Source organism: Cupriavidus sp. IDO (genome assembly GCF_000812465.1).
Lineage (GTDB): Bacteria > Pseudomonadota > Gammaproteobacteria > Burkholderiales > Burkholderiaceae > Cupriavidus.
Genome location: NZ_JWMA01000145.1, coordinates 1 through 14,807, shown reverse-complemented (window position 1 = coordinate 14,807; position 14,807 = coordinate 1). Strand labels below are relative to the sequence as shown.

Sequence of the window (14,807 nt, the reverse complement as noted above, 5' to 3'; positions counted from 1 at the left end):
AACGCGCAGGCGCGCGTGGACCAGATCGGCGTCGCGCAGGCCGAATCGTTCCGCATGGAAGCCGAGGCGGTGGCAACAACGCGGCGTTGCGCGCTTGCTTCACCCGATCGGGGGCAGGATGGCCATTCCCTACGCACGCGCCTTGATGCGCATGCCGCTGCAGCGTAATCTCAGATCACCGGGGGCTGCACTGGCGGAGTCCGCCAACCTGCTAGCCGAGAACGACAATGTCATCACAAGAGCCAATCCAGGCCGGGCCGTTGTCTCGCGACCTGCCGCACGCGCTGCGTGAAGGTGGTTACGACGTGTCCGCGCTCGCGCAGCGCGCCGGAAATGCCCCCGCGCATGACTCCATCGCCGACGTGCGGACCGTAGTGCAGCGGCTGGCGAACGACCGCGCGCTCAGCCTCGCAGCCGTCGCGCGCCAATTGTGCGTCAGCGAACGTACGCTCCAGCGCCGGCTGGCAGCCGCAGGCACAGGCTTCCGGGAACTGTGTGACGACGTGCGACGCGAGCTGGCCAGGCAATACCTGGCAGACTCGACGCAATCGCTGGGCGAGATCGCATTCCGGCTGGGCTTTGACGATGCGAACTCCTTCTTCCGCTCGTTCCGCCGCTGGACCGGCACCACGCCAGGCAGCTTCCGCAAGTCAGCCGAGTCAGCCGATAGTGGGCGGGCGGCGGATACGATCACGGACCGGGGCTGACTGCGCTGCCGTGGATCGCGCCGCTGGCCGCACTGATGGTGGCGCTGCTGAGTGTACGAATGGCGCAGGAGGAGGGGAACGTTCCGGTGACCGCCGCAGAACCGCGCTGAACTCAGCACGGCCGATATCCAGGGCAAGCCCTTCAACCCGGCTTGCCGTCCACCCGCGGGCGCGCCAGCCGCGGCGCATACGTCAGGGCATAGAGCGCAAACCCGGCTACCCAGCACGCAGCCGCGCCATAGAGCCAGTGCAGGTAGCCGGCCGGCCAGAACAGTGGCCCCGCCACGCGCAGCATCGCGGCGGCAGCCACCAGCCAGTACGCAACCGTCTCGGCGCGCCCCGCCACCAGCATGCGGCCGGTATGGCCCAGCGCCGTGCGCGTGATCATCGCGATGATGGCGCCGCCCAGCACACCCACCGTGAACGCATGGGTGGCAATGCCGGGCATCCACTGCCCGAGCACCGCACCGGCCTGCAACGCGAATGCCAGCGGCAACCACGCATAAGCCAGATGTAGCACCCACAGCAGCGGCCGGTTGCCGACCGCGTAGCCGCGCCAGCCCCATACGCGTATGCCCAGCACCAGCGCCGCCAGAAGCGAAAACGCCGCGGCCAGCCAGCCGGGCAGCGGAAGCAGCCCCGCCGCCAGCCCCAGCACGCTTGCCGGCACCACCGCGCGGTCGACCTGTTGATACTGCCGCAGGCGGAAGCCGGGAATCGCGTTGGTCGTGAACATCGGAATGACCCGCCCGCCGATCACGACCACGAACAAGGTGATGAGCGCCACGCCGGCCTGGCAGGCGCGCAGCGCGCCATCGGCATGGCCTTGCATTTGCAGTGCGAGACTCACGATGTTCGCCGCGGCCAGCAGCCACAGCGCTAGCGCCAGCGGGTAGTTGCGCCGGTTGCCGCCCATCACCAGCGTGCGCGTAAACGCCAGCGCGGCCAGCGGCAGGAACGCACCGTCGATCACCGGCGCCGCCGCGCCCGAAGCGGCCCACATTGCAATCCGCCCCGCCAGCCACAGCAGGAACAGGCACGCCAGCAGCGGCCCGGTCGGGGTCGGCTGCCCGGTCCACGCGCGTCCGGCGGTGAACAGGAAGCCGATCACGATGGCTGCCGCAAAGCCAAACACCATTTCATGCGCATGCCACAGCATCGGCGGCAACGATGCCGATGGTCCCACGCCGGGGATGCCCGCCAGCATCGCGGCCCACACCGCAATGGCAACGGCGCCGAATATCGCGCCGCCCAGATAGAAGGGCCGGAAGCCCAGCGCGAAGAGGGCAAAGCCGCGCGGCGGCGGACCGGCCTCCGGCGATTTGCGCGGACCGCGCGCGGGCAGGATGGGAATGGTTTCCATGATGGGAGGAGCTCCCCGAACGTTGATGCCGGACAAAGTCCGGTCAGGAAACAAAGCGCCTCACGGAGGCACAAAGCTGGCAGCAAGCACGATAGCACCGCGGCGGGACGGGCGACCTCCCTCCGTGGAACTAGCTCTACCGGCAGGTTTCATCACGCCCGTTGCTGTGCTCCCGGCGAATGTTCAAGCGATGTGGCGGCCCCTACGCTGGCAGCACCCGTCAAAGTTGACACAGGAGCATGGCCATGGCCACCCCACATCCCGCACGGGAACCGATCCCGCCCGGTGCCTATACAACGCTGGCATCCAGCACCTTCGCCTTCACCATCTGCTTTGCCGTCTGGATGCTGTTCGCGGTGCTCGGCATTCCGCTCAAGAAAGAACTTGGCCTGAACGACACGGAGTTCGGCCTGCTGGCGGCAACGCCGGTGCTGAGCGGCTCGCTGATCCGTGTGCCCCTTGGCATCTGGACCGACCGCTACGGCGGCCGCATCGTCTTCTTCGTGCTGATGCTGGCCACGGTGATCCCGATCTGGCTGATCTCGTACGCGCACAGCCTCTGGCAGCTGCTGGTGCTGGGCCTATTCGTCGGCCTGGCCGGCGGCTCGTTCTCGGTCGGCACGCCTTACGTGGCCAGATGGTTCCCGCGCTCGCGCCAGGGCCTGGCAATGGGCATCTTCGGCGCCGGCAATTCGGGCGCGGCGCTGACCAAGTTCGTCGCACCCGCGCTGATCATCGCCGCCGGCACCTGGGAAATCGTGCCTCGCGTGTACTCGGTGGCGATGCTGGTCACCGCCGTGCTGTTCTGGGTATTCTCGCGCAGCAATCCGGCGCACCTGGTGAAATCGAGCGCCGGCTGGCGCGAGCAGCTCGCGGTGATGCGCGATCCGCGCGTGTGGCGCTATTCGCAGTACTACTCCGTGGTGTTCGGCGGCTACGTCGGGCTGTCCCTGTGGATGACCAAGTACTACATCGGCGAGTATGGCTTCGACATCAAGATCGCCGCCTTCCTGGCCGCCTGCTTCTCGCTGCCGGGCGGCGTGCTGCGCGCCATCGGCGGCTGGATCTCAGACCGCTACGGCGCGCACCGCACCACCTGGTGGGTGATGTGGGTGAGCTGGGTGGGGTTCTTCCTGCTGAGCTACCCGCAGACCGATTTCATCATCCAGACCACCAGCGGGCCCCAGGGCTTCCGCATCGCGCTGACGCCCACGGTGTTCACCATCCTGCTGTTCGTGGTGGGCATCGCCTTCGCCATCGGCAAGGCTTCCGTCTTCAAGTTCATTTCCAACGACTTCACCCACAACATCGGGGCGGTCTCGGGCGTGGTCGGCCTGGCCGGCGGGCTTGGCGGCTTCGTGCTGCCGATCCTGTTCGGCATGCTGGCCGACCTCACCGGCGTGCGCAGCAGCTGCTTCATGCTGATGTACGGCACCGTGTGCGTGAGTCTCGTCTGGATGCATTACAGCCACCGCGCCGAACGCCGGCGCAAAGAACAGGCCGTCGGCCTCACGCAGGCCGCCTGACGGCCGCGGTCACGCAAACCACCAAGGCACACTGTCATGTCATCTTCCGTACTCACCCGCTGGGAGCCCGAGAACAAGGCCTTCTGGCAAGACAAGGGCGAGCGCATCGCCTATCGCAACCTGTGGATCTCGATTCCCGCGCTGATGCTGGCCTTCGTGGTCTGGATGCTGTGGAGCGTGGTGGCGGTCAACCTCGACCGCGCCGGCTTCCAGTTCACCAAGAACCAGCTGTTCTGGCTGACCGCGCTGCCGGCGCTGTCCGGCGCCACGCTGCGCATTTTCTATTCCTTCCTGGTGCCGGTGTTCGGCGGGCGGCGCTTCACTGCGATCTCCACGGCGCTGCTGCTGATCCCCGCGCTGGGCATGGGCTTCGCGCTGCGCGATCCATCCACCGGCTACCCCACGCTGCTGGCACTGGCGCTGCTGTGCGGACTGGGCGGGGCCAACTTCAGCTCGTCGATGGCCAATATCAGCTTCTTCTTCCCGAAGGCGAAGAAGGGGCTGGCCACCGGCCTGAATGCCGGCATCGGCAACCTGGGCGTGTCGGTGGTGCAGTTCGTCACGCCGCTGGTCGTGTCGGTGGCAATCTTCGGTGCGCTTGGCGGCGAACCGCAGCAGTACCAGGCCAACGGCGCGACGCACAACCTGTGGCTGCAGAACGCGGGCTTTATCTGGGTACCGTTCATCATCATTTCGGCGCTCGCCGCATGGTTCGGCATGCATGATATCGCGGATGCCAAGGCGTCCTTTGCCGACCAGGCCGTAATCTTCAAGCGCAAGCACAACTGGCTGATGTGCTGGCTGTACGTGGGCACCTTCGGCTCGTTCATCGGCTTCTCTGCCGGGCTGGCGCTGCTGACCAAGTCGCAGTTCCCCGGCGTGAATCCCACCGCCTACGCCTTCCTGGGGCCGCTGGTCGGCGCGCTGACGCGCCCGGTGGGCGGCTGGATCTCCGACAAGCTGGGCGGCGCGCGCGTCACGCTGTGGACCTTCGTCGGCATGATCGCCGCGGTGTTCGCGGTGCTGGCGGCCCTGCCGCATGATGGCACAGGCGGCAATTTCACCTGGTTCCTCGCCGCCTTCGTCACGCTGTTCGCCTTGACTGGCATCGGCAACGGCTCGACCTTCCGCATGATCCCCGTGATCTTCCTGACCGAGCGCCAGCGCGCTGCCGCCGGCAAGGGCGACGTGGCGCAGAAGCAGGCCCTGCAGGAAGCCGGCAAGGAATCCGCTGCCGTGCTGGGCTTCTCCGGCGCGATCGGTGCATACGGCGGCTTCTTCATCCCCAAGAGCTTCGGCACTTCGCTGGAACTCACGGGCGCGCCGGATGCGGCACTGTACTGCTTCATCGCCTTCTACATCAGCTGCGTGCTGGTGACGTGGTGGTACTACGCGCGCCGCAACGCTGTCATGCCCTGCTGACGGTTGCCGGCCGGCCTAGTTCGACAGAACTAGCCCCGCAGCCGGCACCTAGCCCGATCGCCATGCGGCGCCTGTTCCACCAGCGAATTGGCTGCCGCCCCCCTCCCCCATAAGCTGAGAGCGTCCCTGCAATAGCTCCGCAACGGCCGGAGCACCCGCAGAAAAGTACTCGCGGAGAACAAAGCAATGAGTCATTTCCTGGATCGACTGAAGTTCATGTCGCGCGTCAAGTCCACCTATGCGGACGGTCACGGCGCGGTGGTGAACGAAGACCGCAAGTGGGAAGACGGCTACCGCAGCCGCTGGCAGCACGACAAGATCGTGCGCTCCACCCACGGCGTGAACTGCACCGGCTCCTGCTCGTGGAAGGTCTATGTAAAGAACGGCCTGATCACGTGGGAAACCCAGCAGACCGACTATCCGCGCACGCGTCCGGACCTGCCCAACCACGAACCGCGTGGCTGCCCGCGTGGCGCCTCGTACAGCTGGTACGTCTACTCCGCCCAGCGCGTGAAGTACCCGATGATCCGCGGCCGCCTGATGGAAATGTGGCGCGAGGCCCGCAAGACCATGGACCCGATCGCCGCGTGGGCATCGATCAGCCAGGATCCGAAGAAGGCGGTGCGCTACAAGAGCGTGCGCGGCCAGGGCGGCTTTGTGCGCGCCGACTGGAACACCGCCACCGAGATCATCGCGGCGGCGAACGCCTTTACCGTGAAGAAGTTCGGACCCGACCGCGTGATCGGCTTCTCGCCGATCCCGGCCATGTCGATGGTGTCGTACGCCGCCGGCGCACGCTACCTGAGCCTGCTCGGCGGCGCGTGCCTGTCCTTCTACGACTGGTATTGCGACCTGCCGCCCGCCAGCCCGCAGATCTGGGGCGAACAGACCGACGTGCCAGAATCGGCCGACTGGTACAACTCCACCTACCTGATGGTGTGGGGCTCCAATGTGCCGCAGACCCGCACGCCCGATGCGCATTTCTACACCGAGGTCCGCTACAAGGGCACCAAGACCGTGGCGGTGTCGTCCGACTTCGGCGAGATGGTCAAGTTCGGCGACATCTGGCTGGCGCCGAAGCAAGGCACCGACGCGGCACTGGCCATGGCCATGGGCCACGTGGTGCTCAAGGAATTCCACGCCGGCGGCAAGTCCGCCTACTTCCGCGATTACATCAAACAGTACACCGACATGCCGATGCTGGTGCTGCTGCGCAAGAACAACGATAGCCAGGGCACGCTGGTGCCCGACCACTTCCTGCGCGCCTCGCACCTCGCCGACAACCTCGGCGAAGCCAACCATCCCGAGTGGAAAACCCTGCAGATCGACGACGCCACCGGCGAGATCGTCGCACCCAACGGGTCGATTGGGTTCCGCTGGGGCGAAGCCGCCCACAATGGCGGCGAGAAGGTCGGCCGCTGGAACCTGGAAATGAAGGATGGCGGCAACGGCCGCGCCATCGATCCGCGCCTGTCGCTGCTCGGCAAGGAAGACGAGGTGGTGGAAGTCGGCTTCCCCTACTTCGGCGGCGAACACGACGAACTGCTGCGCCGCCGCGTGCCGGCGCGCCGGCTGACGCTGGCCGATGGCAGCACCGCGCTGGTGGCCACCGTGTACGACCTGCAGATGGCCAACTACGGCGTGGACCAGGGACTCGGCGGCCCCAACGTCGCCGCCTCGTTCGACGACGACGTGCCCTACACGCCTGCCTGGCAGGAAAAGCACACCTCTGTTCCGGCCCGCCTGGTGACGCAGGTAGCGCGCGAGTTCGCCGACAATGCCGACCGCACGCAGGGCAAGAGCATGGTCATCGTCGGTGCCGCGCTGAACCACTGGTACCACAACGACATGATCTACCGCGGCATCATCAACCTGCTGATGATGTGCGGCTGCGTCGGCAAGAGCGGCGGCGGCTGGGCGCACTACGTCGGCCAGGAAAAGCTGCGCCCGCAGTTCGGCTGGGCGCCGCTGGCATTCGGCCTGGACTGGTCGCGCCCGCCGCGCCAGATGAACGGCACCTCGTTCTTCTACAACCACACCAGCCAGTGGCGCCACGAGAAGCTGGCCGTCGACGAGATCCTGTCGCCGACCGCCGACCGCAAGCGCTACGACGGCCTCTCGCTGCTGGACCTGAACGCACGCTCCGAACGCATGGGCTGGCTGCCGTCCGCGCCCCAACTCAGTACCAATCCGCTTGATGTGGTCGATGCAGCCGAACGCGCCGGCCAGGATCCGGTGGCCTACAGCGTCGAGCAACTCAAGTCCGGCAAGCTGCAGTTCGCCTGCGACGATCCCGACAACCCGGCCAACTTCCCGCGCAATATGTTCGTGTGGCGCTCCAACATCCTCGGCAGCTCGGGCAAGGGGCATGAGTACTTCCTGAAGTACCTGCTGGGCACGCAGAACGCCGTGTTCGGCGACGAAAACGACGCCATCAAGCCGAGTGAAGTCAACGTGCGCCCGGCCGCCGAAGGCAAGCTCGACCTGCTGACTGTGCTGGACTTCCGCATGAGCACCACCTGCCTGTACGGCGACATCGTGCTGCCCACGGCCACCTGGTACGAGAAGGACGACCTCAACACGTCCGACATGCACCCGTTCATCCACCCGCTGTCCGAAGCCGTGCAGCCGTTGTGGGAAAGCAAGACCGACTGGGAAATCTACAAGGCCATCGCGAAGAAGTTCAGCGAGATTGCCGGCCCCTACCTCGGCACCCGCAAGGACCTGGTGTGCACGCCGCTGCTGCACGACACCCCGGGCGAACTCGGCCAGCCGTTCGAACCGAAGGACTGGAAAGCCGGCGAATGCGACCTGATTCCCGGCAAGACCGCACCGTCGATGACCGTGGTAGAGCGCAACTACGCGGACATCTACAAGAAGTTCAGCTCGATCGGGCCGCTGCTGGACAAGCTCGGCAACGGCGGCAAGGGCATCAACTGGGACACGCGGCATGAGGTGAAGGAAATCGGCGCGCTCAGCAAGACCGTGACCGAGCCCGGCGTGAGCCAGGGCCGGCCGAAGGTGGAAACTGCGATCGACGCCGCCGAGATGATCCTGACCTTCGCGCCCGAGACCAACGGCCACGTCGCCGTCAAGGCGTGGGAAGCCCTGTCGAAAATCACCGGCCGCGACCACACCCACCTGGCCGAGGGCCGCGAGCACGACAAGATCCGCTTCCGCGACGTGCAGGTGCAGCCGCGCAAGATCATCTCGGCACCGACCTGGTCGGGCCTGGAATCGGAAGAGGTCAGCTACAACGCCGGCTACACCAATGTGCATGAGCTGATCCCCTGGCGCACGCTGACCGGCCGCCAGCAGTTCTGGCAGGACCACCGCTGGATGCTGGACTTCGGCGAAGGCGCGTGCGTCTACAAGCCGGCCATCGATACCAAGACCGTGGCGCCGATGCTGGGCAAGAAGCCCAACGGCAATCCGGAGCTGGTGCTGAACTGGATCACGCCGCACCAGAAGTGGGGCATCCACTCCACCTACTCGGACAACCTGCGCATGCTGACGCTGTCGCGCGGCGGCCCGCACGTCTGGATCTCGGAAGCCGAGGCCAAGGCCAACGGCATCCGCGACAACGACTGGGTTGAGGTGTTCAACGTCAACGGCACGCTGACGGCCCGCGTGGTGGTGTCGCAGCGCGTGCCCAAGGGCATGTGCCTGATGTACCACGCCCAGGAAAAGATCGTGAACGTGCCCGGCGCCGAGACCAGCGGCATGCGCGGCGGCATCCATAACTCGGTCACGCGTGCCGTGACCAAGCCCACCCACATGATCGGCGGCTACGCGCAGCTGGCCTACGGCTTCAACTACTACGGCACCGTGGGCAGCAACCGCGACGAGTTCGTGATCCTGCGCAAGATGAAGAGGGTCGACTGGCTGGAAGGCCCGCTCGTGGAAAAGACAGTGAAGGAAGGAGACAAGCAATGAAGATCCGTGCCCAGGTGGCCATGGTGCTGAACCTCGACAAGTGCATCGGCTGCCATACCTGCTCCGTCACCTGCAAGAACGTCTGGACCAGCCGCGACGGCGTCGAGTACGCCTGGTTCAACAATGTCGAGACCAAGCCCGGCATCGGCTATCCCAAGGAATGGGAGAACCAGGACAAGTGGCAAGGCGGCTGGAAGCGCAATGCCGACGGCACCCTGGAGCCGCGCCAGGGCGGCAAGCTGAAGATTCTGGCCAACCTGTTTGCCAATCCGAACCTGCCGCAGATCGACGAGTACTACGAGCCGTTCACCTACGACTACGAACACCTGCAGAAAGCGCCGCTGGTCCAGACTCCGCCCACCGCGCGTCCGGTGTCGGTGCTGACCGGCCGCAAGATGGAAAAGATCGAGTGGGGCCCGAACTGGGAAGACGACCTCGGCGGCGAGTTCAGCTCGCGCGGCCGCGACAAGCTGTTCGACGACGTGCAGAAGGAGATGTACTCGACCTTCGAGAACACCTTCATGATGTACCTGCCGCGCCTGTGCGAGCACTGCCTGAACCCGGCCTGCGTGGCATCGTGCCCGTCCGGCTCGATCTACAAGCGCGAGGACGACGGCATCGTGCTGGTCGACCAGGACAAGTGCCGCGGCTGGCGCATGTGCATCTCGGGCTGCCCGTACAAGAAGATCTACTTCAACTGGCAAAGCGGCAAGGCCGAGAAATGCCTGTTCTGCTATCCGCGCATCGAGGCCGGTCAGCCCACGGTCTGCTCCGAGACCTGCGTCGGCCGCATCCGCTACCTCGGCGTCATGCTGTACGACGCCGACCGCATCGAGCAGGCGGCATCGGTGGCCGATGAGCGCGACCTGTACCAGTCGCAGCTGGACGTCTTCCTCGATCCGCACGACCCGGCGGTGCAGGCCGAAGCGCTGCGCCAGGGCATCCCGCAAAGCTGGCTCGACGCCGCGCGCAAGTCGCCGGTCTACAAGATGGCGTGCGAATGGAAGGTGGCCTTCCCACTGCACCCCGAGTACCGCACGCTGCCGATGGTCTGGTATATCCCGCCGCTGTCGCCGATCCAGTCGGCGGCCGAGGCCGGCCATATGGGCATGAACGGCGTGATCCCCGACGTGAAGAGCCTGCGCATCCCGGTCAGGTACCTGGCGAACCTGCTGACCGCGGGCGACGTAATGCCGGTGCTCTCCGCACTCGACCGCATGCTGGCGATGCGCGCTTACAAGCGCTCGCAAGTGGTGGATGGCGTGCAGGACCTGGGCGTGCTCGATCAGGTCGGTCTCACGCCTGCGCAGGTCGAGGACATGTACCAGACCATGGCCATCGCCAACTACGAGGACCGCTTCGTGATCCCGTCCTCGCACAAGGAGATGGTCGAAGACAGCTTCAACGACAAGGCCAGCTGCGGCTTCACCTTCGGCAACGGCTGCTCGGGCGGTGCCTCGGACGGCTCGCTGTTCGGCAAGAAGCCGCAGGGGAGTGTCCACTTCGCTGACATGCCCAGGTCACGCAAGAAGGCCGTGACGAGCTGAACCGCCCCACGAATCGTACGGAGAAGAACATGCCCCTCTATCCCATCCTCAGCGCCCTGCTCGGCTATCCCGAGCAGGAACTGCTGGACGCCCTGCCCGAGATCGACGCCGCACTGGCCGAATGGCCGCAGGCGCACGAAATGCTGGCCCCCTTGACCAGCCTGCTCCGCAACGAGCCGCTGATCGCGCTGCAGGAAAACTATGTCGCCACCTTCGACCGCAATCCGGCCCACTCGCTGCACCTGTTCGAGCACGTGCACGGCGAAAGCCGCGACCGCGGCCAGGCCATGGTCGACCTGATCGACGAGTACCGGCGCGACGGCTTCGAACCCGCGGCCTCCGAGCTACCCGACTATGTGCCGCTGTTCCTGGAGTTCCTCGGTGCGCTGGTGGCCGACGCCAAGGAAGCGCGCGCCGAGCAGCTGCTGGGCGATGCGATCCACGTGCTGGCCGCCATCGGCGACCGGCTGGCGCGCAATGAAAGCCCTTATGCCAGCGTATTCAACGTGCTGCGTACGCTGACCGATGTCCAGCCGCAAGCGCAGCAGGAGCCGCCGGTGCGCGACATGGACGAGGCGCTGGAAACCTTTGGCCCCGGCGCGGACGGCGTGGAACCGCTGCTGGCGCCAGCCACTGGCGCGCAGGTCGTGCGCTTCTATCCGCGCGGCACGGCTCCCGTACCGGCTGCCTGTTGAAGGGGCATGACGATGCAAACCGAACATCAGACAATGGGCTAACACACCATGGCAACGCTCCACCAATTCCTCTACGGCATCTACCCCTACATTGCCGCCGCCATCTTCCTGTTCGGCAGCCTGGCCCGCTTCGAGCGCGAGCAGTACACCTGGAAGACCGACAGCTCGCAGGTGCTGTACCGCGGCAACCTGCGCACGGGCAACATCCTGTTCCACGTTGGCATCCTCGGCCTGTTCTTCGGCCACCTGGCCGGCCTGCTCACGCCGGTGGCGGTGTGGGACACGCTGGGCGTCTCGCACAGCTTCAAGCAAGCCGTCGCGATGGCAGCCGGCGGCGTCATGGGCACCATGTGCCTGGCCGGCCTGCTGATCCTGCTGCATCGCCGCCTGACCAATGCCCGCGTCTCGGCCGTAACGCGCACCGGCGACAAGGTGCTGCTGCTGTGGCTGCTGGTCACGCTGCTGCTCGGCCTTTCCACCATTTTTGAATCCGCCGGCCACATGGACGGCCACATGATGGTGCAGCTGATGACCTGGGCCCAGCACATTGTCACGCTGCGCGGCGATGCGGCCAGCTATATCGCCGATGCCCCGCTCCTGTTCAAGGCCCATCTCTTTATGGGCATCACGCTGTTCGCGATCTTTCCGTTCACGCGGCTGGTGCACGTGTGGAGCGGCTTTGCCTTGGTCGGCTATCTCGGCCGTGCCTGGCAACTGGTGCGAAGCCGCTGAGCGCGAACCAACTCTGATACTGGAGAAAGCAATGCCCGTTATCGTCAACGGCGTGGAACTGCAGGACGCCGACATCGAACGTGAAATGGATCTCCATCGCGGCGCGCGCGATCCCGCGCGTCTGGCGGTGATCTCCGCCATCCTCCGCCGGCTGGTGCGCAGCGAGGCCGAGCGCCTTGGGCTCGCCAGCGCCAACATGGACGACGACACGCTGGCGCTGGCCGTACTGGCCCGCGAGGCGCCCGTCCCCGAACCCGATGAAGCCAGCTGCCGGCGCCACTACAACAGCCAGCCCGGGCATTTCCGCGAAGGCGAATGGGTCGAGGTGGAACACATCCTGTTCCAGGTCACGCCGCGCGTGCCGCTCGATGCCCTGCGCGAGATCGCGCAGCAGACCCTGGCGTTGATCAAGGGCAATCCATCCTCGTTCGCTGCGCAGGCGAAGGCGCTGTCCAACTGCCCGAGCAGCACTGGCGGCGGCCGGCTGGGCCGCGTGTTCCGCGGCGAAACCGCCCCCGAGTTCGAGCGCGCCGTCTTCGCCACGCATGCACAGGGCCTGCTGCCGCAACTGGTGGAAACGCGCTTCGGCCTGCACGTGGTCCGCCTCCTCGATCGCAGCGAAGGCACGCGCCTGCCGTTCGAAGCCGTGCGCGGCGAGATTGCGCGCGCACTGACCGATGCCGCGCGCGACCGCGCCTGGAAGCAGTACGCCAGCCTGCTGATCGGCCGCGCCCATATCGAAGGCATCGAGCTGGAAGGCGCCGACAGCCCGCTGCTGCAGTAGTGCGGCGTGCCGCCCCAAACGAGGACCCGGACATGCATCAGATTGAACGACTGCTGAGGGGCTTCGAGCGGTTCCAGCAACGGTACTTCGACGATGAACCCGAGCTGTTCGACGCCCTCAAGGCCGGCCAGCGCCCGCCAACGCTGCTGATCGGCTGCAGCGATTCGCGCGTTGACCCCGGCCTGCTGCTCGGCTGCGATCCGGGCGAGCTGTTCACCGTGCGCAATATCGGCAACCTGGTGCCGCCCTGCACCGGGCGCCACGAGGGCAGCCTGCACGGCGTCTCGGCCGCGATCCAGTTCGCGGTGGAGCAATTGCGCGTGGAGCGGATCATCGTGATGGGCCACGCAGGTTGCGGCGGTATCCGCACGCTGTTGGCACAGCCCGCTGGCGAAGCTGCCTGCGCGCATGCCCCAGACGACGCCGGCAACGACTTCATCGGGCCCTGGGTACGCATCGCGGCTGCCGCGCGGCAGCAGGTCGAAGAGACCCTGTCCGGCGCCAGCGCGGAGCAACGGCAGCGCGCCTGCGAACAGGCCGCCATCCTCGTTTCCCTGCGCAACCTGGAGAGCTTTCCCTTCGTCCGGGATGCACTCGCACAACAGCGACTCACGCTGCACGGCTGGTACTTCGACCTCGAAGCCGGCGCCCTGCTGGCCTATTCACAACGCGCGGACGGCTTCCTGCCGCTGGTCTGCCCGCTTGCCTCCAGTACAAGGAATCCGTGCACAACCATCCACCTGCCCATTGACGGCAGTCAACCCGGTCACGCATGTTCTTCCCCATGATCTGCGTGACGACCGGCAAGGCATCAGCACGCTTCGAAGGCCGGCACAACGGCATTCCCCAACTCGCTGAAGAACAGCACCATGAAAGCGAAATCCTGGATGTTCCCCGCACTGGCGGCCCTGCCGCTTTCCCTCTGGATCGGTCAGGTTCGCGCGGACACCGCCACGCCGCCCGCCGCTGCTACGCAAGCGGCAATGCCATCCCTCACACCCGCAGAGTTTGATCACGCAAGGCAGATCTACTTCGAGCGCTGCGCCGGCTGCCACGGCGTGCTGCGCAAGGGCGCGACCGGAAAGCCGCTGACGCCCGACATCACCCGCGAACGCGGCACCGAGTACCTGAAGACCTTCATCAAGTACGGCAGCCCCGCGGGCATGCCGAACTGGGGCACTTCCGGCGACCTCTCCGATGCGGAAGTGGACCTGATGGCGCGCTACATCCAGCTCGATCCGCCGACGCCGCCGGAGTTCTCGCTGGCGGATATCGAGAAGAGCCGCAAGGACATCGTGCCTGTCGCCAAGCGGCCCACGCGCAAGATGAACGCGTACAACCTCGACAATCTCGGCGCGCGTCAAGGTAGATGTCGCCTCATTCATGCAGCAAAACGCTGGTTTTCGGCGCCTGGCTTGATACTGGTGGGCACGGCAATCTCGCGCTCCGGATTGAGCGTGACCGTGTCGATTGGCGACCAGTCTCGAGTGTTGCATGACCAGCGACGCGGGTTGTGCTCACGGGCCTGAACATACAGCGCGTGGCGCGCGGCGAGAATCTTGTCGTCTTGTCCGGCGTGGCGCTGCGCCGGGCTCACGTAGCGGATGCCGCTGTGCCGGTGCTCATGGTTGTACCAGTGGACGAAGTGGGCCGCCCACGTACGCGCCGTGGCCAGATCGGCAAAGCCTGTAGACGGGAACTCCGGCCGGTACTTGGCCGTGCGGAAGAGGCTCTCGACGAAGGCATTGTCGTCGCTCACACGCGGGCGCGAGTACGAAGGCTTGACCCCCAGCCAGTGCAGCATCGCCAGCACCGTGGTGGCCTTGAGCGTGGCGCCGTTATCGCCATGCAGCACCGGCTTGGCCTCCATGGCATGGATGCCCTCGGCCAGCGCCGTGCGCTTGACCAGATGCGCCGCGTGGTCGGCGTCGTCACGGTCGTGAACCTCGAAGCCCACGATCTTGCGGCTGTACACGTCCAGGATGAGGTACAGATAGAACCAGCGCCCGGCGACCTCAGCCGGCAGTAGAGTAAGAGACAGGGCGTAGTCGGACTATTTCCCTGCCTCTCCTCTCCGAACCGGACTTGCGCCTCT

Annotated in this window: 11 protein-coding genes and 2 pseudogenes; 11 read left to right on the top strand and 2 right to left on the bottom strand. The window is 66.0% G+C overall.

Annotation, left to right across the window (positions count from 1 at the left end):
- Positions 1 to 15: 15 nt before the first annotated feature.
- The gene (locus tag RM96_RS39535; protein ID WP_193752546.1) at positions 16 to 168 is read left to right on the top strand and encodes a hypothetical protein; all 153 of its coding nucleotides are present in this window, start codon (positions 16 to 18) and stop codon (positions 166 to 168) included.
- Positions 169 to 227: 59 nt separating this feature from the next.
- Entirely contained in the window at positions 228 to 707 is a 480-nt protein-coding gene (locus RM96_RS28990) for a helix-turn-helix transcriptional regulator (protein ID WP_082016758.1), read from the top strand.
- A 142-nt stretch (positions 708 to 849) separates the two neighbouring features.
- Here RM96_RS28990 and RM96_RS28985 read toward each other — a convergent pair whose 3' ends face one another.
- Positions 850 to 2,070, bottom strand: coding sequence for an NnrS family protein (locus RM96_RS28985; protein ID WP_039015183.1), 1,221 nt, complete (start codon positions 2,068 to 2,070; stop codon positions 850 to 852).
- Between the two features lie 245 nt (positions 2,071 to 2,315).
- On the opposite strand from RM96_RS28985, the gene RM96_RS28980 reads away from it, so the two are divergent.
- From RM96_RS28980 to RM96_RS37875, 9 genes and pseudogenes are all read left to right on the top strand, one after another.
- On the top strand, positions 2,316 to 3,596 hold the full coding sequence (locus RM96_RS28980) for an MFS transporter (protein WP_152624233.1): 1,281 nt from the start codon (positions 2,316 to 2,318) through the stop codon (positions 3,594 to 3,596).
- Positions 3,597 to 3,632: 36 nt separating this feature from the next.
- Positions 3,633 to 5,018 (top strand): NarK family nitrate/nitrite MFS transporter, encoded by a 1,386-nt coding sequence (locus RM96_RS28975; RefSeq protein ID WP_039015181.1) that lies wholly within the window; start codon positions 3,633 to 3,635, stop codon positions 5,016 to 5,018.
- 186 nt (positions 5,019 to 5,204) lie between these two features.
- Positions 5,205 to 8,954 (top strand): nitrate reductase subunit alpha, encoded by a 3,750-nt coding sequence (locus tag RM96_RS28970; RefSeq protein ID WP_039015180.1) that lies wholly within the window; start codon positions 5,205 to 5,207, stop codon positions 8,952 to 8,954.
- Positions 8,951 to 10,501, top strand: coding sequence for a nitrate reductase subunit beta (gene narH, locus RM96_RS28965; protein ID WP_039015179.1), 1,551 nt, complete (start codon positions 8,951 to 8,953; stop codon positions 10,499 to 10,501). Before RM96_RS28970 ends, narH begins: the two co-directional genes overlap by 4 nt.
- 29 nt (positions 10,502 to 10,530) lie before the next feature.
- Positions 10,531 to 11,196, top strand: coding sequence for a nitrate reductase molybdenum cofactor assembly chaperone (gene narJ / locus RM96_RS28960; RefSeq protein ID WP_039015178.1), 666 nt, complete (start codon positions 10,531 to 10,533; stop codon positions 11,194 to 11,196).
- Positions 11,197 to 11,244: 48 nt separating this feature from the next.
- A complete protein-coding gene (gene narI / locus RM96_RS28955) occupies positions 11,245 to 11,928 on the top strand; it encodes a respiratory nitrate reductase subunit gamma (RefSeq protein ID WP_039015177.1) in 684 nt (227 codons plus the stop codon).
- A gap of 31 nt (positions 11,929 to 11,959) precedes the next feature.
- Complete coding sequence (locus tag RM96_RS28950) at positions 11,960 to 12,712, top strand: peptidylprolyl isomerase (protein WP_039015176.1); 753 nt, start codon at positions 11,960 to 11,962, stop codon at positions 12,710 to 12,712.
- Between the two features lie 32 nt (positions 12,713 to 12,744).
- On the top strand, positions 12,745 to 13,500 hold the full coding sequence (locus tag RM96_RS28945) for a carbonic anhydrase (RefSeq protein WP_052279819.1): 756 nt from the start codon (positions 12,745 to 12,747) through the stop codon (positions 13,498 to 13,500).
- An 81-nt stretch (positions 13,501 to 13,581) separates the two neighbouring features.
- Positions 13,582 to 14,064, top strand: a pseudogene (locus RM96_RS37875) (c-type cytochrome); the annotation flags it as partial.
- 29 nt (positions 14,065 to 14,093) lie between these two features.
- Here the strand turns inward: RM96_RS37875 and RM96_RS28940 are convergent.
- Positions 14,094 to 14,747 (bottom strand): annotated as a pseudogene (locus RM96_RS28940) (transposase); the annotation flags it as partial.
- Positions 14,748 to 14,807: the final 60 nt, after the last annotated feature.